Here is a 22,452-nt window from a genome sequence, read left to right on the forward strand (position 1 = left end):
GAGTTTATGGCGGGTTCGAAATCCAGCTACGAATATGAGGAATTGCTTGCCTGCGCCCGCGGTGATCTGTTCGGGCCGGGAAACGCCCAGTTGCCCTATCCTCCGATGCTGATGTTCGACCGCATCACCGAGATCAGCGAAACCGGCGGCGCGTTCGACAAGGGTTTCATCCGGGCGGAATTCGACATCAAGCCGGACCTTTGGTTCTTCGCTTGCCATTTCATCGGCAACCCGATCATGCCGGGATGCCTGGGCCTGGACGCCATGTGGCAGCTGACCGGATTCTATCTTGGCTGGCTCGGCGAGCCTGGCAAGGGTATGGCGCTGTCGACCGGGGAAGTGAAATTCAAGGGCATGGTGACGCCCTCGGTCAAGAAGGTGGAATACGGCATCGACTTCAAGCGCGTGATGCGCGGGCGGTTGGTGCTCGGCATCGCCGATGGATGGCTGAAGGCCGATGGCGAGCCCATATACTCGGCAACGGATCTCAAAGTGGGTCTGTCAAAGCAGTCGGCGGTCGCCTGATCGCCACCGGACACTCTGGAAGGAGCAGCCCATGAGACGGGTCGTAGTCACAGGCCTCGGCATTGTGTCGTCAATCGGCAACAATGCCAACGAGGTGCAGACCTCGCTCCACGATGCCAAATCCGGCATCAGCTTCTCCAATTCCTTTGCCGAACATGGGTTCCGCTGCCAGGTCTGGGGCGCGCCGACGCTCGACCCATCGACAATGATCGACCGTCGCGCCATGCGCTTCCTGTCACAGGGTGCTGCCTGGAATCATGTCGCCATGGATCAGGCGATCGCGGACGCGGGCCTTGGCGAGAGCGACATCACCAACGAGCGCACCGGCATCGTCATGGGCTCGGGCGGCCCCTCCACCCGCACCATCGTCGAAGCGGCGGAGACCACGCTCAAGAACGGCAGCCCGAAGCGCATCGGTCCGTTCGCCGTACCGAAGGCGATGTCGTCGACGGCTTCGGCGACGCTCGCCACATGGTTCAAGATTCACGGCGTCAATTATTCGATCTCGTCGGCCTGCTCGACTTCGGCGCATTGCATCGGCAATGCCTACGAACTGATCCAATGGGGCAAGCAGGACATGGTCTTTGCCGGCGGTCATGAGGATCTCGACTGGACGATGTCCGACCTGTTCGACGCCATGGGCGCCATGTCGTCGAAGTTCAACGACCAGGCGTCTTCCGCCTCGCGTGCCTATGACGTCAACCGCGACGGCTTCGTCATTGCCGGTGGTGCCGGCGTGCTGGTTCTGGAAGAACTCGAACACGCCAAGGCGCGCGGCGCCAAGATCTACGCCGAGATCGTCGGCTATGGCGCGACCTCCGACGGCCATGACATGGTGGCTCCCTCCGGCGAAGGCGCTGTCCGATGCATGCGGCAAGCCCTGTCGACCGTTTCTGGATCAGTCGACTATATCAACACGCACGGCACCTCGACGCCGGTCGGCGACTCCAAGGAAATGGGCGCCATCCGCGAGGTGTTCGGCCAAGACATGCCGCATATCACCTCGACGAAGTCGCTGACCGGCCATTCGCTGGGCGCCGCCGGCGTGCAGGAATCGATCTACTCGATCCTGATGATGCAAGGCGGCTTCATCGGCGAGAGCGCTCATATCGAGAACCTCGATCCCGAATTCGAGGGCATGCCGATCGTGCGAACACGTATCGACAACGCCAAGATCGACACGGTCTTGTCAAACTCGTTCGGGTTCGGCGGCACCAACGCAACGCTCGTTTTCCAGCGCTATTCCGCATAAGGCCAGCGTTTTTTGTAGAAGGATTGCCGGCCATGGACGGATTGATGAAGGGCAAGCGCGGGCTTGTCATGGGCGTCGCCAACGATCATTCGATTGCCTGGGGCATTGCCAAAAAGCTGTCCGAACATGGGGCGGAACTCGCTTTCACCTATCAGGGGGACGCCTTCGGGCGCCGGGTCAAGCCGCTCGCCGAGAAGCTTGGCGCGTCCCTGATCATTCCCTGCGACGTCGAGGACAGCGCATCGGTCGCCGCCACCTTCGAGACGCTGGGAAACAGCTGGGGCGGGCTGGACTTCATCGTCCACGCGATCGGCTTTTCCGACAAGAACGAGTTGAAAGGCCTCTACGCCGACACCAGCCGCGACAATTTCGTCCGCACCATGGTGATCTCCTGCTACTCCTTCACGGAAGTGGCCCGCCATGCCGCCGCCTTGATGAAGGAGGGCGGCTCGATGATCACGCTGACCTATGCGGGATCAGTCCGTGTCATGCCCAACTACAACGTCATGGGCGTAGCCAAGGCCGGCCTGGAGGCCAGCGTGCGATATCTCGCCAACGACTACGGTCCGCGCGGGATCAGGGTGAACGGCATATCCGCCGGACCGGTGCGCACGCTCGCCGGCGCCGGGATTTCCGATGCACGCCACATGTTCTCCTATCAGCAGCGCAACTCGCCGCTGCGCCGCACGGTGACCCTCGAAGAGGTCGGCGGTTCGGCTCTCTATCTCCTGTCGGATCTGTCTTCCGGCGTCACCGGCGAAATTCACTATGTCGATTCCGGCTATCATATTGTTTCGATGCCGACGCTCGACGAGTTGAAGCAGACGGACGGCGGACGGGAATAGTCTTATCCAGTAAAATTATATGCATTGGCGGAAACTCATTTTAAGGAGACGTCCGTTAGAAAGCCCCTACTGGGGACTTTTTGTAATGCAAGCTGTCAGCAACCCGAAGCGAACACCGATGTTCCGGCTGCTTACCATAGCAAGCTCGGGGATGGGCAGCTTCGTTCTCGGCCTCTGGGGCCTGAAGTACGGATTCGGCGACAACCTTGCCGGCATGCCGGTGAGCACGATGATCTGCATCGTGGCCGCCCTTTGCGCACTCGCCGCCGCGGGCGCCGCCTTGTCGTTCTTTGCCGGCATCGATGAATCGGCGGAATATGTCTTCAAGGAAACCCATTTCGACAAGCTGACCGGCCTGCTGGCACGACCGGCGATGGTCGGCAAGATCGCCGAAGCCGCATGCTCCACCAGCAAGACCGGCGAACCGGTGTATCTCATCGACATCGACATAGACCGCTTCAAGCAGATCAACGACGCGATCGGCTACAGCCAGGGCGACGAACTGATCCGTGCCTTCACGAAGCGACTGAAGACCTGCCTGCCCGAGAGCGCGGTGGTGGGGCGCATTGGCGCCGGCGAGTTCGCGGTGCTGCTCCCCGACCTTGCAATCCAGGGATCGATGGAAGGCACCGTCGAGAAGATCATCGACGAGATGATGGAGCCTTATCAGCTCGGTTCCCACCTGCAATCGGTCAGCCTGTCGGTGGGCATCGTGGCGATGCCCAAGGACGGCGTCGACCCTGTGCTCATCCTGCGCCGCTCCAATCTGGCGCTGCAGAATGCGCGCGCCAGCGGTGTCGGCAACTGGTCGATCTTCCACGCCGACATGGGCCGGGTCGCCGATCACCGCCAGTGGATTGAATCCGAGCTGCACACAGCTTTCGACCGCGGCGACTTCGACCTCCACTATCAGCCGCAACTCGATCTGCCGTCCGGCCGTGTCATTGGCTACGAGGCGCTGATCCGCTGGAAGCATCCGGAACGCGGCATGATACCGCCGATGGAGTTCATTCCAATCGCCGAGGAAACCGGCATGATCGGCCCCATTGGCGAGTGGGTGTTGCACAAGGCCTGTAGCGATGCCCGGCATCTGCCGGATGACTGTTTCGTCGCCGTCAACATCTCCCCGGTGCAATTCATGACCAGGGATTTCGTCGGCATCGTGCGCGATACGATGGCAAGCACCGGCATCAAGCCGTCCAGGCTGGAGCTGGAAGTGACCGAGACGGCGATGATGCAGGTTCGCGACCGGGCCGCGACCATCCTGCGCGAACTGGCCGATATGGGCATTTCCGTCGCCGTCGACGATTTCGGCACCGGCTACTCCAATCTGAGCTACCTGATCGATTTCTCGTTCGGCAAGCTGAAGATCGATCGCTCTTTCGTCAGCCGCATCGATACCGATTCAAGTTCCGGCGCGGTCGTCTCGACCATCGTCGGACTTTCGCGCGCGCTAGGCGTCAGCATCATCGCGGAAGGCGTCGAAACGGAGAACCAGGCGACGCTGCTCAGGGCCGCCGGTTGCGAAGTCGTCCAGGGTTACCTGTTCGGCCGCCCGGCGCCGCTCAAGATCGGGCTTCGCGAGGTGCACACGGCTCATGACGTTCGCGAGCGTCTCGTCGCCAACATGCACTGACGCCGGCGCCCTGCTGTCTCAGCGGCGCACGGAAAACACCTTGAACATCCCGGCACGGGCGATCTCGGCATGGCTGGAGAAGGCCGCCGCCAGCACCGGCTCGTAGGGAAGCTGGCGGTTCGCGACCATGAACAGCCGCCCGCCCGGCTTCAAGGCCTTCGCCGCGGCGCGGATCATTCCGGCACCGATCTCGGGCTCGGCCGCACGGCTGCGATGGAATGGCGGGTTCATGACGATGGCATCGTAGCGCCGCTCGACCGGCTCGCTTAGCAGATCCGTCCAGAAGAAGTTTTTTGCAACCGATTGGCTGACATCCGCGAGATTGGCTTTTGCCGCTTCCAGCGAAGTGAAGTCAGCCTCATGCAGATCCATCGCGGAGATGGCTGGTGATCGCGCCAACGTCTCCGCCGCCAGATAGCCCCAGCCCGAACAGAAGTCCGCAACGTGGCCGCGCAAGTCGGCGGGCAGGTTATCGACCAGCAGTTTCGAACCGACGTCGATCCGGTCGAAGGAAAACATGCCGGGGCTTGTCGTGAAACGGCCGTCAACCCGCGGAGCGGGATTGGCGGCACGAAGCGTGGCAGCGGCCACGGCATCCGCCGGACGGCGAAACCAGAAGGCAATGCCATGGTATTTCGGCATATGGCCGTCAAGCGGTACGAGCTCGTCGAGACGCTTGCGCAGGCTGGCGATACCCTCATCCTTGCCGCCGGCGACGACGATCATCTCGCCGGGCGCGACACGCTCAAGCGCTTCCGCGATGCGCAGTTCGTTTTGTCCGCGATGGCGCGCCCGGCAAGCACGAGCGCGGCATCGAAACCGTTGCCTTCCCCTTGCGGAGTGACGATCCGGCCGGATGCCTGCAGCGCCCGAAAATAGGGCCGAAAGCCCTGCACGAGATGGATTTCCGCCTCGAAGCCGTCGGGCAGCCGAAAGCCGGGTTCCGCGCCCAGGAAGAGAACGCGTTCGCCCTTGCCCGGCATCGAGATGGCTTCCGCCTCGAATGGATGGAACAGTGTCTTCGTCGCTTCGCCGGACATTCCTTGATCCCACCTGATCCACCGCAGCAAAAACGGAAAATCCCGTTGTGCTCCAAAAAGAAAACGGGCGCGACCTTACGGCGCGCCCGCTTCGATTACATTATCAGCCTGTTCAGGCGGCGTTTTCTTCGCCTTCGGACTTCTTGTCGCGAGCGAGTTCCTTGCCGGTGGCCTGGTCGACGACCTTCATCGACAGGCGGACCTTGCCGCGCTCGTCGAAGCCCATCAGCTTGACCCAGACCTTGTCGCCTTCCTTGACGACGTCCGAGGTCTTGGCGACCCGGTCGTTGGCAAGCTGCGAGATGTGGACGAGGCCGTCACGCGGACCGAAGAAGTTGACGAAAGCGCCGAAGTCGGCGGTCTTGACGACCGTGCCTTCGTAGATTTCGCCGACTTCCGGCTCAGCAACGATGGTGTGGATCCACTTCTTGGCCGCCTCGATCTCCTTGGCGTTCGACGAAGCGATCTTGACCGTGCCGTCGTCCTCGATGTTGATCTTGGCGCCGGTCTTTTCCACGATCTCGCGGATGACCTTGCCGCCCGAACCAATCACGTCGCGGATCTTGTCGGTCGGGATGTGCATGACCTCGATGCGCGGTGCGAACTCACCGAGTTCCGAACGCGCGCCGGAGAGCGCATGGCCCATTTCGCCAAGGATATGCAGGCGACCGTCCTTGGCCTGGCCAAGCGCGATCTGCATGATCTCCTCAGTGATGCCATCGATCTTGATGTCCATCTGCAGCGAGGTGATGCCGTTGGCGGTGCCGGCGACCTTGAAGTCCATGTCGCCGAGGTGATCCTCGTCGCCAAGGATGTCGGAGAGAACGGCGAAGCGCTCGCCTTCCTTGATCAGGCCCATGGCGATACCGGCGACGGGCTTCGCCAGCGGAACGCCGGCATCCATCAGCGCCAGCGAGGTGCCGCAGACGGTGGCCATCGACGATGAACCGTTGGACTCGGTGATCTCCGAGACGACGCGCAGCGTGTAGGGAAACTGGTCAGCGCTCGGCAGCATCGGGCGGATAGCGCGCCAGGCGAGCTTGCCGTGGCCGATTTCGCGGCGACCCGGCGAACCCATGCGGCCGGTCTCACCGACGGAGTAGGGAGGGAAGTTGTAGTGAAGGAGGAACTTCTCCTTGTACATGCCGGTCAGCGAATCGACATACTGCTCGTCCTCGCCGGTGCCAAGCGTGGCAACGACCAGCGCCTGGGTCTCGCCGCGGGTGAACAGCGCCGAACCGTGCGTGCGCGGCAGGACGCCGACTTCGGAGACGATCTTGCGGACGGTCTTGAGGTCACGACCATCGATGCGCGAGCCGGTGTCGAGGATGTTCCAGCGCACGACCTTGGCCTGGAGTTCCTTGAACACGGTGCCGATCTGCTCGGACGTGTACTTGGCCTCTTCGCCTTCGGCTGGTGCAAACGCTGCCTTGACCTTCGCCTTGACGGCGTCGACGGCGGCGTAGCGCTTCTGCTTGTCGATGTTCTTGTAGGCATCGCGAAGTTCGCCTTCGACGATCTTCAGCATCTCTGCCTCAAGCGCGGAATAGTCCGGCGCGGTGAAGTCGCGCGGTTCCTTGGCGGCAACTTCGGCCAGCTTGATGATGGCGTCGATGACCGGCTGGAAGCCCTTGTGGCCGAACATGACGGCGCCGAGCATCAGCTCCTCGCCAAGTTCCTTGGCTTCGGACTCAACCATCAGCACGGCCTCGGTGGTGCCGGCGACGATCAGGTCGAGCTTGGATTCCTGCATCTCATCGACATGCGGGTTCAGCACGTATTCGCCGTTGATGTAGCCGACGCGGGCGCCGCCGATCGGGCCCATGAAGGGAACGCCCGACAGTGTGAGCGCGGCCGAGGTGGCGACGATCGACAGGATGTCCGGATCGTTCTCGAGATCATGCTGCACGACGGTGACGACGATCTGGGTGTCGTTCTTGTAGCCGGCGGCGAAGAGCGGGCGGATCGGGCGATCGATGAGGCGGGAAACCAGCGTTTCCTTCTCGCTCGGACGGCCTTCGCGCTTGAAATAGCCACCCGGGATCTTGCCGGCGGCGTAGGTCTTTTCCTGGTAGTTGACGGTCAGCGGGAAGAAATCGAGACCTGGCTTCGGCTCCTTCATCGAGACGACGGTGGCGAGAACCTTGGTCTCGCCGTAGGTGGCGAGCACCGCGCCGTCAGCCTGGCGGGCAATCTTGCCGGTTTCCAGGATGAGCGGACGGCCGCCCCACTCGATTTCCACTTTGTGGTAATTGAACATATCTTGTCCTTTGTATGCGGAAAGGGCCGCGCCGTTTCACCGTGCGCGAATGCCCTTCCCCCTGGCTTCCTTTGCGGACCAGCCACGGGCAAGACAACGGGAAGCTCGAAAAGTCCGGCGCTATGGCCGCGCGAGCGTCCTGCAATCCTGCCCCATGACTGTCCATGGGCGGTTCCGATGCAGCCCTGTGCCGCCGCGGAACCGAATTGCCGATCGATGCGATCGGGCTTGCACATGATCTCGAAAACCTTGGGTTTTCGGACGTAATCACAAGCAAATTCAAATTCCCGGAGCATCCTTTGCATGTCCGATCGGACATGCGGCGCTCCATTCCTTCATTCCTGCATTGGCTTGTCTGAAGATCGCGACGCGGCTTTTCAACCCGGCGCTCCAATGCGCGATCGGCGGGCCCTCCAAAGAGACCCCGCCGGTCAATTCGTCAGCGGCGCAGACCGAGCTTCTCGATCAGCGTCTGATAGCGCGCGTCGTCCTTGCGCTTGAGATAATCAAGCAGGCTACGGCGCTGGGAGACGAGAGCGAGCAGACCACGGCGGGAATGGTTATCCTTCTTGTGGTCCTTGAAGTGGTCGGTCAGGTTCTTGATGCGCTCGGAAAGGATGGCCACCTGGACTTCCGGAGACCCGGTATCGCCCTTGGCGGTTGCGAATTCACCCATCAATTCTTGTTTGCGCTCGGCAGTAATCGACATCGTGTTTTTCCTTATCTGTTCGAGGAAACGGGACGCCCTCAGCCGGGATGTCGTCCAGCAGGGGCCGGTGCAGGCAAAGCGTCAAGGCGCTATGCTGCGGCGCATATAGTGCAATTCCCCGGAAAACACCAGCCCAATTCACAAGCCGGCTTTGCCGCCGCTTTCTGCTCCTGAAAGTGGCTACCGGCTTCTCGCTAAAGCCATTTCTTCCATCGGAAGAAGGCAATGAGGCCCATCGCGACGAGCAACATGAAGAAAAGTGCGGCCGGGTAGCCGTAATAGGACTTCAGCTCCGGCATGTTCCAGGGCGAGGACTCGGGGTCGAAGTTCATGCCCCAAACGCCGACAAGGAATGTGAGCGGCATGAAGATCACCGAGACGATCGTCAGGTAGCTGATGACGTCGTTGGTGCGCGCCTGGCTCAGCGACAGATGCATCTCGATCAGGCCGGTCAGCATGTCGCGCTGGGTTTCGACCAGCTCGATCAATCGGAACGAATGATCCAGCGTGTCGTTCAGGAAGACCTTCGTCTCGGCCTTCACAAAGGGCACGTCGTTGCGGATCAGCGTCGCCAGCGCGTCACGCATCGGCCACAGCACGCCTTTCAGCACATTGGCATCGCGCCGCAATTCGTGCAGCTGCCGCATATGGCGCTTGTGCGGCGTGTGCAGCATTTCGTCCTCGATGCCGTCGACAATGTCGCCGGCGGCCTCGATCGGCGGGAAATAGCTGTCGACGATGGCGTCGATCAGCGCATAGGCGAGATAGTCAGCGCCGCGTGCCCGCAACCGGTTCGGCGCAGAACTCCCGATGCGCTTGCGCACGGGGTCGAACGGATCGCCTTCACGCTCCTGGAAGGTGACGACAAAATTCTTGCCCAGGAAGACAGCAATCTGTTCGTAGCGGTGCGCCGTGACATCGTCGATCATCCTGACGACGACGAAGGCATGATCCTCGAAGAAGTCGACTTTTGGCCGCTGCCCAGTGTTGACGACATCCTCCAGCGCCAGCGGATGCAGGCTGAAGATACGGCCGATCTCCTCGATCAGCGGGATGTTGGCGAGGCCGGTACAGTCGAGCCAGATAACCGGCCATTTGTCGCAATTGGCGGTGACGTCATCGATGCTGGCGTTTTCGATCGTCTTGAATTTCGTCGGTGAAATCAGGGTCAGCCGCAGCTCGGTACGCCGCGCCGCCGGATCGGCGATCAGCGTGCCCGGCGAAGCGCCGACGGGCGGGCGGCGCGTTTTCACCGGTGCCCGCTTCCTCACCGCTTCAGCCTTCGCCATATGCCCCTCGAGCGTAACGTCGCACTGACATCAAGTGAGCGGCCTCGGAGCGGTTCATCGTTTGACGGAACGCACGCAAAACCGTTTCACACTTTTCCTGGAATTGCCTTAGCCGGCAAAAACCCGCTTTGGCTTGAACATGCCTTGCTCGATGGCGCCGATGGCCACCAGTTTGCCACGTGCCGTGGCGCAGGCCTCCTCCGCCTCGACTGGGGCATCGCGACCGCGGATGATGACCGGATTGCCGAGACGTATCTTGGTCGCGGCATCATCGCTGATCGCGACCTGCGGCAAGCAATCGAGCGCCGCGGATGTATCGACCAGCAGCGCGTCGATGGCGCTGAAGTCGACGGGCACGTCGACTGCGTCATCCGCCTCCGCCGATTCCGTGGGCTCATCGCCTGGGTTGCCAAAACGAGCGGCTTCCAGTTCAGCCAGCGTGACAAAATCCTCCGCTGTGAACGGGTCGACCTCGATCCGGCGCAGTTCGGAAATATGACCGAAACAGCCGAGGTCACGACCCATGTCGCGGGCCAGCGAGCGCACATAGGTGCCCTTGCCGCATTCGATCTCGAAAATGGTGCGGTCGGCGCCATGCTCGATGATCTCCAGACGGCCGATCTCGACTTCACGCGCTGGAATGTCGACGGTCTCGCCTTCGCGGGCGAGATCATAGGCACGTTCACCGGCGATCTTGATGGCCGAGAACTGAGGCGGCGTCTGCATGATGACGCCTGTGTATTTCGGCAGAAGCGCGCGAACATCCGTCTCGGACGGGCGTTGCTCGGAATTCTTCGTCACCGGCCCTTCGAGATCGTCCGTCGAACGCTCCTCACCCCAGGCGACAGTGAAAAGATAGATCTTGGCGCCGTCCTGCACGTAAGGCACGGTCTTGGTGGCCTCGCCAAGCGCGATCGGCAGCATGCCGGACGCCAGGGGGTCAAGCGTGCCGGCATGGCCGGCCTTGTCCGCCTGGAACAGCCATTTGATCTTGGAAACGGCCTCGGTCGAACCCATGCCGATCGGCTTGTCCAGCACCAGCCAGCCCGAAATCGGCCGACCCTTCTTCTTGCCGCGGCGCCCCACTATTCAGTGTCCTTGTCGTCGTTCTCAGCGAGATCGCGCGCAACTTCGGGCGATTTCAGCAAGGTGTTGATCTTGGCGAAATTGTCGAACGATGTGTCTAGCTTGAAGCGGAACTCAGGCATGAACTTCATCTGCCGAAGTGCGCCGGAGACGCGGCCCCGCACAAACTTCGCATGCTTGTTCAGCGCCGCCACCACCGCATCGGTATCCTTGGCACCGAGCGGCGAGACGAAGGCCGTGGCGACCTTCAGGTCGGGCGACATGCGCACTTCCGAGACCGAAACCACCGTGTTCTCGATCAGCGGATCGATGATCTCACCGCGCTGCAGAGTCTCGGACAGAGCATGGCGCACCTGCTCGGCGACGCGCAGCATGCGCTGGGATGGGCTTGACGTGGTTGGACGGGGCATTTTTCTCAATCCTGAAAGCGTGAGGCGCGGGATAGGACCGAGCCGCATGTCTCATATGTTTTGGGCGGCGGTCTCTCGACCACCGCCCGGTCTCAACAAGATACTCGAACTCAGAGCGTCCGGGTTATCATCTCGACGCGGAAGCACTCGATGATGTCGCCGACGCGCATGTCCTCGTAGTTCTGGAAGGCCATGCCGCACTCCTGGCCGCCCGGGACTTCCGAGACTTCGTCCTTGAAGCGCTTCAGGGTCTTCAGCGTACCTTCGTGGATGACGACGTTGTCGCGGATCAGGCGCACGCCCGCGCCACGCTCCACCTTGCCTTCGGTGACACGGCAGCCGGCGATCTTGCCTACCTTGGTGATATCGAAGATTTCGAGGATCTGCGCATTGCCGATGAAGGTCTCGCGACGCTCCGGCGACAACAGGCCCGACAAGGCTGCCTTCACGTCATCCACGAGATTGTAGATGATGGAATAGTAGCGGATTTCGATGCCCGCGGCCACGGCGGCCGCACGCGCCTGTGCATTGGCGCGAACGTTGAAGCCGATGATCGCGGCGCCCGACGTCTCCGCCAGCGACACGTCGCTTTCGGTGATGCCGCCGGCGCCGGCATGGACGATGCGCGCACGCACTTCGTCGGTGCCGAGCTTGTCCAGAGCCGCGTTGATCGCTTCGATCGAACCCTGCACGTCGCCCTTGATGACCAGCGGGAATTCCTTCAGCCCGCTTGTCTGCAACTGCGACATCATCTGTTCGAGCGAGCCGCGCTGGCCGGCATGTTTCGCAACCGCCTTCTCGCGCGCCAGACGCTGGCGATATTCGGTGATCTCGCGAGCACGGGCCTCGTTGTTGACGACAGCGAAACGGTCACCCGCCTGCGGCGTGCCCTGAAGGCCGAGCACCTCGACCGGCATGGCCGGCGGCGCTTCCTTGACCTGCCCGCCACGATCATTGACCAGCGCGCGCACCCGGCCCCATTCATTGCCGGCGACGAGGATGTCGCCGGGCATGAGCGTGCCGGTCTGCACCAGGACGGTGGCGACGGGGCCACGGCCCTTGTCGAGCTGGGCCTCGATGACGACACCTTCGGCGGTGCGGTCAGGATTGGCCTTCAGGTCGAGGATTTCGGCCTGCAGCAGGATCGCCTCGAGCAGCTTGTCGAGATTGGTGCCCTTGGTTGCCGACACTTCGACGTCCAGCACTTCGCCGCCCATGGATTCAACGAAGACCTCATGGCGCAGCAGTTCCGAGCGCACCTTCTGCGGGTCCGCGTCGTGCTTGTCGATCTTGTTGATCGCCACGATGATCGGAACGCCGGCAGCCTTGGCGTGGCTGATCGACTCGATCGTCTGCGGCATCACGCTGTCATCGGCCGCCACCACCAGAATCGCGATGTCGGTTGCCTGGGCACCGCGTGCACGCATCGCCGTGAAGGCGGCGTGGCCGGGTGTGTCGATGAAGGTGATCTTGTGACCGTTCTTCTCGACCTGATAGGCGCCGATATGCTGGGTGATGCCACCGGCCTCGCCGGACACGACATTGGCATTGCGGATGGCGTCGAGCAGCGAGGTCTTGCCGTGATCGACGTGGCCCATGATCGTGACCACAGGCGGACGCGATACCAGATCCTCGGGACGGTCGGCGATGTTGAACAGGCCTTCCTCGATGTCGGACTCGGCGACGCGGCGGACCGTATGACCGAATTCGGTGGCGACCAGCTCGGCCGTGTCGGCGTCGATGACGTCGCCCGGCTTCAGGATCTGGCCCTGCTTCATGAAGAACTTGACCAGGTCGACGGCGCGCTCGGACATGCGCTGCGCCAGTTCTTGGATGGTGATGGTCTCTGGCAAGATCACTTCGCGCATGACTTTCTCGCGCGGCTCATTATGCATCGCGCGCTTGAATTTTTCCTGGCGGCGACGCATCGAGGACAGCGAACGGGCCCGCGCGTCCTCGTCGGACAATGCGGAATTCAGCGTCAGCTTGCCACGGCGACGATCTTCCTCGCTTTTGGTGGGCTTGGCCGGACGCGCCACTTCGGGCGTGACCAGACGGCGCACCGGTGCGCCGGCCACAGCCCGCTTCGGCTTGACCTCTTCTTCGTCGTCAACGGTTGCCAGTTCGGCTGCCTGCGGTGCTCGGCGGCGCGCTTCTTCCTCGGCGCGGCGGCGGGACTCGGCCTCGGTCTGAAGCCGTGCCTCTTCCTCGGCCTGGCGGCGTGCTGATTCCTCGCGCTCGCGCTTGCGGCGCTCCTCGTCCTCGGCGCGGCGCTTGGCTTCCTCGGTCGCACGCTGGCGATCCTCGACCTCGCGAACCTTCGAACCTTCGAGCGCCCTGCGGCGCGCTTCCATTTCGCTGCGCGACAGCTCGTTCAGCACCATGCCGCCGCGTTCGGCTGGCCTTGGTGGCGGCGGAGGCGGCGGCGCCCTGGGCGCTTCCTGCACAACGACGGGTGCCGGCGCGGGGGGCGGCGTCGGCGCGGGCGCCGGAGCGGGCGCTACCGGTGGCTTCGGCGTGAAGACGGACACAGGCGCGGCAGCAACCGGCTCCGGCTTGTCGCCGGGCATCGAGAACTTGCGCTTCTTGGTCTCGACCACGACCGCCTTGGTGCGGCCATGCGAGAAGTTCTGGCGCACGGTGCCCTGTTCCATACCGGGGCGCTTCAGCGTCAAGGTCTTCTTCGGTGTAACGCTCAACGTCTTATCGTCGCCCGATTTCGTATCGCTCATTCCATATCCTCTGCGGCATCATCTTCGTCAGCAACAGCCGCAATCATTGCAAGATCGTCCGGGGTACCGCCCCGATATCGGTCGAGCGCAACCATGCGCTTCAGGACCGCCCTGCCCGCGTCTCCCGCGAGAACGGCAGCATGTATCACATTTGTACCCCCCAATGCCAAGCTCAACTCTGCCTCGGAGAAAAGTTTGTAAGCAAGCGTTGCAGGCCCGCCGAGATGGACCGTTGCCCGTCGCGCCTGGCTGATCTTGCGCACCCCATCATCGGACGCCTCGGCCGCATGAAGCACGAAAAGCGCTAGCCCGCCGCGCACCGCACTCTCGACCTTGGTGGCCCCAAGGGAAATCGCGCCTGCCTTGCGGGCAAGGCCAAGCATACCCAAAGCGGATCTGGAAAGCAGCCCGTCGACCATGCCGCCAAGATCTGGCGGTACGGTCACCTGCGCCTTGAATGCGCGAGCGAACAGATTCTTCGCCGCCGCCTTCTCCATATGTAGGCGGTCGGCGGTCACCCAGCAACCACGGCCGGGAAGGTTTCTCTTGAGATCGGGAACGACGGCCGAATCCGGGCCGACGACGAAACGGATCAGTTCATCCGGTTCGGCTTGTCTGCGCGTGACGATGCAGGTGCGATCGTTCATCTCGTCCTGGGGCGGGTTCGGTGCGATGCGGTTTCACCTCACGCACCAACGGCTTCGTCAGCCGGAATATCTTCGGCCGCAAGCTCGTCTTCGGTGATCCAGCCTGCCTTGAGGCGGGCGGCAAGAACCATCTGCTCGGCATCGGCGCGCGAAACGCCGTGGCTGGCGAGCACACCCGGATAGACCTTCGTCTCGCCGTCCTTGCGTTCCTTCCAGCCGGTCAGGTCGTCAGCCGCATAGCCGGCGAAATCCTCGACTGTCTTCACGCCGTCCTCGCCGAGCGTCACCATCATTGCCGTGGTGATGCCGGGAATTTCACGCAGATCGTCAGTGACGCCCAGGGCCTTGCGCTTGTCGTCATGCTCGGCTTCGATCTTCTCCAGATACTCGCGGGCGCGGGTCTGGATCTCCGAAGCGGTGTCCTCGTCGAAGCCGTCGATCGAGGCGATCTCGCTCGAATCGACATAGGCGACTTCCTCGACGCTGGTGAAGCCTTCGGAGGCGAGCACCTGGCCGACCATCTCGTCGACATCGAGCGCTTCCATGAACAGCGACGAGCGCTCGACGAATTCCTTCTGGCGGCGTTCGGATTCTTCGGCCTCGGTCAGGATGTCGATGTCCCAGCCGGTCAACTGGGAGGCGAGACGCACGTTCTGGCCGCGGCGGCCGATGGCCAGCGACAGCTGGTCGTCGGGAACCACGACTTCGATGCGCTCGGCATCCTCGTCGAGCACGACCTTGGCGACTTCCGCCGGCTGCAGCGCGTTGACGATGAAGGAGGCAGCCGAAGGCGACCACGGAATGATGTCGATCTTCTCGCCCTGCAATTCGCCGACGACCGCCTGGACGCGGCTGCCGCGCATGCCGACGCAGGCACCGACCGGATCGATGGAGCTATCACGCGAGATGACTGCGATCTTGGCGCGCGAACCGGGGTCACGGGCAACGGCCTTGATCTCGATGATGCCGTCGTAGATTTCCGGCACTTCCATGGTGAAGAGCTTGGCCATGAACTGCGGATGGGTACGCGACAGGAAGATCTGCGGGCCGCGCTGCTCGCGGCGCACGTCATAGACATAGGCGCGGACGCGGTCGCCATACTTGTAGTTCTCGCGCGGGATAAGCTCGTCGCGGCGGATGATCGCCTCGCCACGGCCGAGATCGACGATGACGTTGCCGTATTCGACGCGCTTGACGGTGCCGTTGACGATCTCGCCGATGCGATCCTTGTATTCGTCATACTGACGGTCACGCTCGGCCTCGCGCACCTTCTGCACGATGACCTGCTTGGCCGACTGGGCGGCGATGCGACCGAAATCCATCGGCGGCAGCTGTTCGGCGATGAAATCGCCGAGCTGCGCGTCGGGATTGCGCTCGCGCGCCGAGGAAATGGCGATCTGGGTGGCATAGTCGTCGACCTTCTCGACCACTTCCATCAGCCGCTGCAGCTTCATCTCGCCGGTGTTGGCGTTGATGTCGGCGCGGATATTGGTTTCCTGGCCGTAACGCGAGCGCGCGGCCTTCTGGATCGCATCAGCCATGGCGGCGATGACGATCGACTTGTCGATCGACTTTTCACGCGCGACCGCGTCAGCGATCTGCAGCAGTTCAAGCCTGTTGGCGCTTACAACCATCTTATTTCTCCCGAGCTTGTTGCCGAGCCTTCATGCCCGGCAGCCCAATCACAGTTCCTGTTCGGTTTCGTCTTCCGCACCCTCGGGTGCGTCATCAGGTTCGCCGCGGCGTTTCTTCGCCTCCTTGCGGTCCCTGTTGTCCTTCGACAACGCATCGCGAATGAGATCATCGGTCAGGATCAGCCTTACGTCGGCGATCGCATCATAGGGCACGCGCACCGTCGGCTCCTGGCCATAGGCCGCCACGTCACGCTCGATGAGCACATCGTCTTCACCGGCTTCGGCGATCTTGCCCTTGAACCGCTTGCGGTCGGCAACGAGTATCGATGTCTCAATCTTCACCAGATGGCCCGTCCAGGCCACGAAATCCGACTTGCGAACCAGCGGCCGGTCGATGCCCGGCGACGACACTTCAAGATGATACGCCTTTTCGATCGGGTCATCGACGTCGAGCGCCGGCGACACCGCGCGGCTAACCTCTTCGCAATCCTCGACCGTCATGGTGCCGTCTTCGCGCTCGGCCATGATCTGCAATGTCAGGCCGTTCTGCCCGGACAGATGCACCCGCACGAGGCGGAAACCGATACCGCGCAGCACCGGCTGCACGATCAGCGCGATGCGCGCATCGATACCGCTTTCACGGATGATACGGTCGTCGCCCTCGATTGTCGTTGCAGTCATTCGATTCCTGTCGTTCGATTAGTTGGCGGTTGAGAGTCATCCGAAACGGATGCCTCTCATTGCCTGTTCTTAGCTTGCGCATCGGAATCATCCGAAAACCGCTTCGCACTTTTCGGTCCAATGCACCCGGCAGGTAACAAAAAAGAGCGGGACCGGGTGGACCCACTCTTCGTCATACCGACCAAGAATTTGAAGCTCATATAGACGAATATGCCCCCCCTTTCAAGTCCTACAGCCGGCAGCGCGCCCGTGGCCGATTGGCTGATCATGCGGCGGCTGCATGGCAAGCATGCATATGCGTCTCTACAACTTTGCCTTGCGATACTTATGTGAGCTCCAGATATCCACCCAAAGAGGACGATGAATATGAACACCTACAAGCCGTTTGGCCGTATTGGCGACCTCGTGCGTGCATTCGGTAGCGCCGTCTCCGCAGCCGCGGCCGTCGAACGCGGCCATCGTCCGAAGAATCATGACCTCGCGAAGCTCGGCATTAATCCGGAACATTTCGACCGCATCCGCCGATTCTAAAGCCTGCCATCTCGCGCTGGTGATTCCGGTAGCTAGGTCTTCGCTGGCATCCTGTTGCGCAGCACCTTGTCTCTTCTCCCCGGCCCGCGGATAAAGCGGAAGCAAGACAGAAGCGGTGAGCCGATGCTGCTCGGAGAAACGATCCGCAACCTGATCGAGAACACCCCGACCTACGCCGGAAGAGGTTCGGAGGCGACCGCCAAGGTGATCGCCGGCGGCAAGCTTGAACTGACGGCTGGAGCGGGTGGACGTGGCTTGCTTGTGCGGGCGTCGTTCCCGCCAGCGGTGCAGGATCAGGTGCGAAGGAAGGTCAGATAGGCGGGACGGCGCTGCTCGCGGATGGCCTTGGCCTCATAGCGCGTCCCCGGCCAGCCTTCGTAAGGCCGATGCCAGTCCGCCGCGTCCGCCGCCTGCCAGGCAAAGCCGCCATGCGTGCGACAATGCAGCAGCGTCCAGTTCACATAAGTGTCGATATCCGACGCGAAACGGAATCTTCCGCCGCGCTTCAGCACGCGCGCGAAACGGTCGAGATTGACCGGGCTGACGAAGCGGCGCTTCCAGTGCTTTTTCTTCGGCCACGGGTCCGGGTAGAGAAGATCGATACCGTCGAGCGAGTTCTCCGGAAGCCAGTCGAGCAAGCGCGTGGCGTCGTCGTCATAGACGCGAAGATTGGCAAGCGGCCTTTCCTTGACCGCCATCATCATCTTGGCCATGCCGTTGACGAAGGGCTCGACGCCGATGAACCCGGTCGCCGGAGATTCGCTGGCGCGGTGCAGCAGGTGCTCGCCACCGCCGAAGCCGATTTCAAGGCGCACGGCGGCGACATCGACTTCGAACAGTCCGCGCGGGTCTCGGGGCGATTCCGTCGTCAGGTCGAGCCGGTATTTCGTGAATCCGCTTTCCAGCGCCGCAGCCTGCTGCGGGCGCATGGCCTTGCCGCGCCGGCGGCCGAAAAAAGCTTCGGTCGCGCGGCTTGGTCTGTCCTTCGGATCCATGAGCTAGACCTGGCGCCGCGATCAGGCGGCGACAGCGTCCTTGAGCGCCTTGGCGAGATCGGTCTTTTCCCACGAGAAAGACCCATCGCGACCGGCCTTGCGGCCGAAATGGCCGTAGGACGATGTCTTGGCGTAGATCGGCTTGTTGAGGTCGAGATGACGGCGGATGCCGGATGGCGACAGGTCCATCACTGTGCGCAACGCTTCCTCGAGCTTGGCTTCGTCGACCTTGCCGGTGCCATGCAGGTCGACGTAAACCGACAGAGGCTGGGCAACGCCGATGGCGTAGGAAAGCTGGATGGTGCAGCGGTCGGCAAGCTTCGCCGCCACCACATTCTTGGCGAGATAGCGCGCCGCATAGGCCGCCGAACGATCGACCTTGGTGGTGTCCTTGCCGGAGAAGGCGCCGCCGCCATGCGGTGCCGCGCCACCATAGGTGTCGACGATGATCTTGCGGCCGGTCAGCCCGGCGTCGCCGTCGGGCCCACCGATGACGAACTTGCCGGTCGGATTGATGTACCACATGCAATTGTCGGCGATCTTCAGGTCACCCAGCGCCTCGCGGATATAGGGCTCGACGACGGTACGGACCTTCTTGGAATCCCAGCTCGCATCGAGATGCTGGGTCGACAGCACGATCTGCGTCGCCTCGGCGGCCTTGCCGTCGATGTAGCGGACTGTGACCTGGCTCTTGGCGTCCGGGCCGAGCTTGCCGGCCTCGCCATTGTTCTCGTGACGGGCAGCGGCCAGCAGTTCGAGGATCTTGTGGCTGTAGTAGATCGGAGCCGGCATCAGGTCCGGCGTCTCGCGGCAGGCATAGCCGAACATGATGCCCTGGTCGCCAGCACCTTCCTCGCCCTGACGGTCGGCGGCATTGTCGACGCCCTGGCCGATGTCTGGCGACTGACCGTGCAGCAGAACCTCGATCTTGGCGGTCTTCCAGTGGAAGCCGGCCTGCTCGTAGCCGATTTCGCGGATCGCCTTGCGGGCAACCGACTTGAACTTGGCCGGATTGACGACCGAATGTCCGGCTGCATCCTTGAGGATGTTGCCTTGCTTATCCTTCTTGAGCAGCGTGTCGGGGACGCGCACCTCACCAGCGATGACGACGCGGTTTGTGGTTGCCAGCGTCTCGCAGGCGACGCGGACCTTCCATGGGTCCATGCCGGTCTTCTTGGCCTCGCGATAGACCAGATCGACGATCTCGTCGGAGATACGGTCACAGACTTTGTCGGGATGGCCCTCGGCAACGGATTCCGAGGTAAAGAAGTAATTCTGCCGCGTCACGGGTGTCCCCTCTTGAAAAACGATCGGCAGGCTGCCGATTTTGGCGCGCCACGTGTTAACGGTGCGGAGCGCCGCTCGTCAAGCGGTGCGTCCGTTCTGGCATGAAGGAATGTTGATATTGTTATGTGGTGGACCGGCGGCGGTGGCCGCCGGCGCCACGGTCCAGTTCATTCCGGATCGTCGGAGGAAAGCGATTTCACAAGCTCGATGATCTTGCGGCGTACCTTCATGTCGGTGATCTTGACGAAAGCCCGGTTGAGCTGAAGGCCTTCCGGACTGCCGCAGAACTCCACGGCGAAAGACATCGATGAATCCTCGGCAAATCCGCGATTGCCGCTGGCCTCCTGGCCCGGCGCATCCTCGAAGAAAAAGGCGACAGGCACTCCCAGTATGGAGGCAATCGCCTGGAGACGGCTGGCGCCAACGCGGTTGGTGCCCTTTTCATATTTCTGGATCTGTTGAAATGTGATGCCGAGATTTTCGCCCAGCTTTTCCTGGCTCATTCCCAGCATATTGCGGCGAAGCCGGATGCGACTTCCAACGTGGATGTCGATCGGATTCGGTTTCTTCTTGTTGTCTTCTATCATTTTTTTCCTCGCCGAATTTTTCCGGCTTTTTCTATTTTTTCCTGCCCAAGCGGAGCCGGCGGCGACTGCCCCAACAGTACGATCCAACGGCTTCGAGAAATTTCAGGCGGTACAGTATGAGTTTCTAATGTGTCGACGTCAATTCGCCCGTAGCCTTTGCCTTACATTCGACACGCATGCGAAGAGGGCAAACAACAACATGATCAGCGTTCCGTTAATGCGCCGTTGACCGGAGGAGATGACAGCCTGCCCGGAAATCGGCACACGTGCGTCTATGGCTCCGCGCGCGTCGATCGCCAATGCGTCGACGATGCGCCCGCGTGGATCGACAACCGCGGAAATACCGTTGTTAGCCGCGCGCAAAAGGGGCAGCCCGTTTTCCACCGCACGAATCTGCGCCTGCCTGAAATGCTGGTACGGACCCGGCGTGTCGCCAAACCATGCGTCATTTGTGACGTTCACAATAAGCTGTGCTGACGCAGCGTCAACTGCCACCAGTTCGGGAAAGATCACCTCGTAGCAAATAAAGGGCAGCGCGCGGATGCCGCCGGGCACGGTGATCGCATGCCGTTCATTGCCGGCGGCGAAATTCGTCGGCCCGGCAACGAGTTGGTCAAGGCCGAAACGGCCGAGCAGCCCGGAAAAAGGCAGATACTCGCCAAAGGGCACGAGATGGACTTTATCGACAGCGTCGACGATCTCTCCCTTGTCATTGATCGCGACCACGGAATTGTAGTAGCGGCTGTCGGCATTCACCGAGGAGCCTTCCTCACGAACGATGCCCGCAATCAGCATCTGGCCGCCGGCGAGCATCTCGCCCAGCGCTGTCAGCGCATCGGGACGTTCGGTGAACAGGAACGGCACCGAGGTTTCCGGCCACAGGATGAGCTGCGGCTTGGCGTGGCCGGGCTCGGGCGCCTTGGCGGAAAGACCCATCATGGTGGCGAAGATACGGTCGCGCACCGAGGCATCCCACTTCTCCGAGAGATCGACGTCCGGCTGCACGATGCGGACATCGATTGTGCTGGTTGCCGGCTCGACCGGGGCGTTGAGGCGGAAGTAACCGAAGCCGACATCAGCTGCGACGAGCGCGACGAGCAATGCCGCGCCGAGGCGAAGATGGCGGCGGGCCGCCAGCAGCGCCGGCAGCGCGAAGACGAAGACCGCGAGCGCATTCATGCCGATCATGCCGGTCACCGACACGCTCTGCATCAGCAGGGGCACGGGCATGGCCGCGTAGCCGACGGCATTCCATGGAAAACCAGTGAACAGGAAACCACGCAACCATTCCGCCAGGCCGAAAGCGAAGCCAAGGGCAGCGATGCGGCCGATGTCGTTGCTCCACAGCAGCCGGGCGACCATTGCCGCGAAGCCATAGAAGAAAGCGAGCGCGAACGGGATGCCGACCACCGCCAGCGGCAAGGCCCAGGCGAAGGTGTCCGCCTCGACCAGAAGCGCCGAGCCTATCCACCAAAGGCCGGCAAGAAAATAACCGAAGCCGAACCACCAGCCCACGGCGAATGCCGGCCGCAGGCGCCGGAATAGACTGCCGGGAGCCTCGCTGGTCGCTCCATCGAGAAGCCAGACCAGAAGCGGAAACGAGATGAAACAGGCCGCGAAGAAATCGTAGGGTGCCTGGCCAAGAACCGCCAGCGCCCCGGCGAGAAACGCCACGAGCGCGCGCCGCCAACCCCAAAGCAGAATTATCCGGCCGGCAAGGCGCTCCATACATACTTCCGAGTCGCGAATCAGGAAGCAAGATTTAACAGGCCGCGCTCCGTGCTCCAAATAGCGGCTTATCTACCGACAAGCCGCTGAAGCGGTGACCACGCCTATCGATGCCAACCCTCTATCCGTAAGCCGCCGAGCCGTTCAGCTTCCTCGCGCGAAACGGAACGGTGGGTCTGCGTGAAGGTCCAGACATGGCCTTCGTGATCCCGCGCCCGATACTGACGTTCGCCGTAGAACTGGTCGGCAGGCTCCTGGATGATCTCAGCGCCCTTGGCCCTGGCGTGCTCGCAATGAGCGTCCAGGCCATCCTTGAGGCGGACATAGACCGATTGCGTGTTCTTGCCCGCCACCGATGCCGGACTGGCGATATGATCCGCCCATTCGGAATCGACGATGATATAGCTGTCGCCGAACCGCATCTCGGAATGAACAAGCTTGCCGGTGGGATCGCTGACCACCATGCTGCGCTCGAAGCCGAAAGCCGCCTCAAGCCAGGCCAAGGCGGCCCAGGGATCCTTGTAGAACACCCCGGAACCCAGGGTTGCGTGGTTGAACGGATCGTCGACCGTCATCGG

At 62.1% G+C, this 22,452-nt stretch carries 20 protein-coding genes and 1 pseudogene; 6 read left to right on the forward strand and 15 right to left on the reverse strand.

What is annotated here, in order from left to right; genetic code table 11:
- Positions 1 to 6: 6 nt before the first annotated feature.
- The 4 genes from fabA (at position 7) to LGH82_RS14425 (ending at position 4,258) form a co-directional block, all read left to right on the forward strand.
- Complete coding sequence (gene fabA, locus LGH82_RS14410) at positions 7 to 525, forward strand: 3-hydroxyacyl-[acyl-carrier-protein] dehydratase FabA (protein WP_227349095.1); 519 nt, start codon at positions 7 to 9, stop codon at positions 523 to 525.
- Positions 526 to 556: 31 nt separating this feature from the next.
- On the forward strand, positions 557 to 1,777 hold the full coding sequence (fabB, locus tag LGH82_RS14415; RefSeq protein ID WP_227349096.1) for a beta-ketoacyl-ACP synthase I: 1,221 nt from the start codon (positions 557 to 559) through the stop codon (positions 1,775 to 1,777).
- Between the two features lie 32 nt (positions 1,778 to 1,809).
- Positions 1,810 to 2,622 (forward strand): enoyl-ACP reductase FabI, encoded by an 813-nt coding sequence (gene fabI / locus LGH82_RS14420; RefSeq protein ID WP_227349097.1) that lies wholly within the window; start codon positions 1,810 to 1,812, stop codon positions 2,620 to 2,622.
- An 85-nt stretch (positions 2,623 to 2,707) separates the two neighbouring features.
- Positions 2,708 to 4,258, forward strand: a complete 1,551-nt coding sequence (locus LGH82_RS14425; RefSeq protein ID WP_227349098.1) for a putative bifunctional diguanylate cyclase/phosphodiesterase — start codon at positions 2,708 to 2,710, stop codon at positions 4,256 to 4,258.
- A gap of 18 nt (positions 4,259 to 4,276) precedes the next feature.
- On the opposite strand, the pseudogene LGH82_RS14430 reads toward LGH82_RS14425, so the two are convergent.
- From LGH82_RS14430 to rimP, 10 genes and pseudogenes are all read right to left on the reverse strand, one after another.
- Positions 4,277 to 5,298 (reverse strand): annotated as a pseudogene (locus tag LGH82_RS14430) (class I SAM-dependent methyltransferase).
- Between the two features lie 112 nt (positions 5,299 to 5,410).
- Positions 5,411 to 7,558, reverse strand: a complete 2,148-nt coding sequence (pnp, locus tag LGH82_RS14435) for a polyribonucleotide nucleotidyltransferase (protein ID WP_227349099.1) — start codon at positions 7,556 to 7,558, stop codon at positions 5,411 to 5,413.
- 439 nt (positions 7,559 to 7,997) lie between these two features.
- A complete protein-coding gene (gene rpsO, locus LGH82_RS14440; protein WP_006202929.1) occupies positions 7,998 to 8,267 on the reverse strand; it encodes a 30S ribosomal protein S15 in 270 nt (89 codons plus the stop codon).
- 194 nt (positions 8,268 to 8,461) lie between these two features.
- Positions 8,462 to 9,556, reverse strand: coding sequence for a magnesium/cobalt transporter CorA (gene corA / locus LGH82_RS14445; protein ID WP_227349100.1), 1,095 nt, complete (start codon positions 9,554 to 9,556; stop codon positions 8,462 to 8,464).
- Positions 9,557 to 9,664: 108 nt separating this feature from the next.
- Positions 9,665 to 10,642 (reverse strand): tRNA pseudouridine(55) synthase TruB, encoded by a 978-nt coding sequence (gene truB / locus LGH82_RS14450; protein WP_227349101.1) that lies wholly within the window; start codon positions 10,640 to 10,642, stop codon positions 9,665 to 9,667.
- Positions 10,642 to 11,052, reverse strand: coding sequence for a 30S ribosome-binding factor RbfA (gene rbfA / locus LGH82_RS14455; protein ID WP_227349102.1), 411 nt, complete (start codon positions 11,050 to 11,052; stop codon positions 10,642 to 10,644). The genes truB and rbfA overlap by 1 nt, the downstream gene beginning before the upstream one ends.
- A 110-nt stretch (positions 11,053 to 11,162) precedes the next feature.
- Complete coding sequence (infB, locus tag LGH82_RS14460; RefSeq protein WP_227349103.1) at positions 11,163 to 13,784, reverse strand: translation initiation factor IF-2; 2,622 nt, start codon at positions 13,782 to 13,784, stop codon at positions 11,163 to 11,165.
- Positions 13,781 to 14,431, reverse strand: a complete 651-nt coding sequence (locus LGH82_RS14465) for an RNA-binding protein (RefSeq protein ID WP_227349104.1) — start codon at positions 14,429 to 14,431, stop codon at positions 13,781 to 13,783. Before LGH82_RS14465 ends, infB begins: the two co-directional genes overlap by 4 nt.
- A gap of 38 nt (positions 14,432 to 14,469) precedes the next feature.
- Positions 14,470 to 16,065 (reverse strand): transcription termination factor NusA, encoded by a 1,596-nt coding sequence (nusA, locus tag LGH82_RS14470; RefSeq protein WP_227349105.1) that lies wholly within the window; start codon positions 16,063 to 16,065, stop codon positions 14,470 to 14,472.
- A gap of 48 nt (positions 16,066 to 16,113) precedes the next feature.
- On the reverse strand, positions 16,114 to 16,746 hold the full coding sequence (gene rimP / locus LGH82_RS14475; protein WP_227349106.1) for a ribosome maturation factor RimP: 633 nt from the start codon (positions 16,744 to 16,746) through the stop codon (positions 16,114 to 16,116).
- 366 nt (positions 16,747 to 17,112) lie between these two features.
- Here rimP and LGH82_RS14480 point away from each other — a divergent pair, with 366 nt between their 5' ends.
- A complete protein-coding gene (locus LGH82_RS14480; RefSeq protein ID WP_227349107.1) occupies positions 17,113 to 17,277 on the forward strand; it encodes a hypothetical protein in 165 nt (54 codons plus the stop codon).
- A 123-nt stretch (positions 17,278 to 17,400) separates the two neighbouring features.
- Positions 17,401 to 17,595: a hypothetical protein gene (locus tag LGH82_RS14485; RefSeq protein WP_227349108.1), complete on the forward strand. Its 195-nt coding sequence runs from the start codon at positions 17,401 to 17,403 to the stop codon at positions 17,593 to 17,595.
- On the opposite strand, the gene trmB is transcribed toward LGH82_RS14485, so the two are convergent.
- The 5 genes from trmB to LGH82_RS14510 form a co-directional block, all read right to left on the reverse strand.
- A complete protein-coding gene (gene trmB, locus LGH82_RS14490; RefSeq protein ID WP_227349109.1) occupies positions 17,571 to 18,272 on the reverse strand; it encodes a tRNA (guanine(46)-N(7))-methyltransferase TrmB in 702 nt (233 codons plus the stop codon). The genes LGH82_RS14485 and trmB overlap by 25 nt on opposite strands.
- A gap of 21 nt (positions 18,273 to 18,293) precedes the next feature.
- Positions 18,294 to 19,559 carry a methionine adenosyltransferase gene (metK, locus tag LGH82_RS14495; RefSeq protein WP_227349110.1) on the reverse strand — a complete coding sequence of 422 codons (1,266 nt, stop codon included), beginning with the start codon at positions 19,557 to 19,559 and terminating at the stop codon, positions 18,294 to 18,296.
- Positions 19,560 to 19,726: 167 nt separating this feature from the next.
- Complete coding sequence (locus LGH82_RS14500; RefSeq protein WP_227349111.1) at positions 19,727 to 20,146, reverse strand: helix-turn-helix domain-containing protein; 420 nt, start codon at positions 20,144 to 20,146, stop codon at positions 19,727 to 19,729.
- A 138-nt stretch (positions 20,147 to 20,284) separates the two neighbouring features.
- Entirely contained in the window at positions 20,285 to 21,874 is a 1,590-nt protein-coding gene (gene lnt / locus LGH82_RS14505; RefSeq protein ID WP_227349112.1) for an apolipoprotein N-acyltransferase, read from the reverse strand.
- A 104-nt stretch (positions 21,875 to 21,978) separates the two neighbouring features.
- The gene (locus tag LGH82_RS14510) at positions 21,979 to 22,449 is read right to left on the reverse strand and encodes a VOC family protein (protein ID WP_227349113.1); all 471 of its coding nucleotides are present in this window, start codon (positions 22,447 to 22,449) and stop codon (positions 21,979 to 21,981) included.
- Positions 22,450 to 22,452 lie beyond the last annotated feature (3 nt).

The sequence above is a fragment of the Mesorhizobium sp. PAMC28654 genome, assembly GCF_020616515.1.
In the GTDB taxonomy this organism is placed as follows: Bacteria; Pseudomonadota; Alphaproteobacteria; order Rhizobiales; family Rhizobiaceae; genus Mesorhizobium.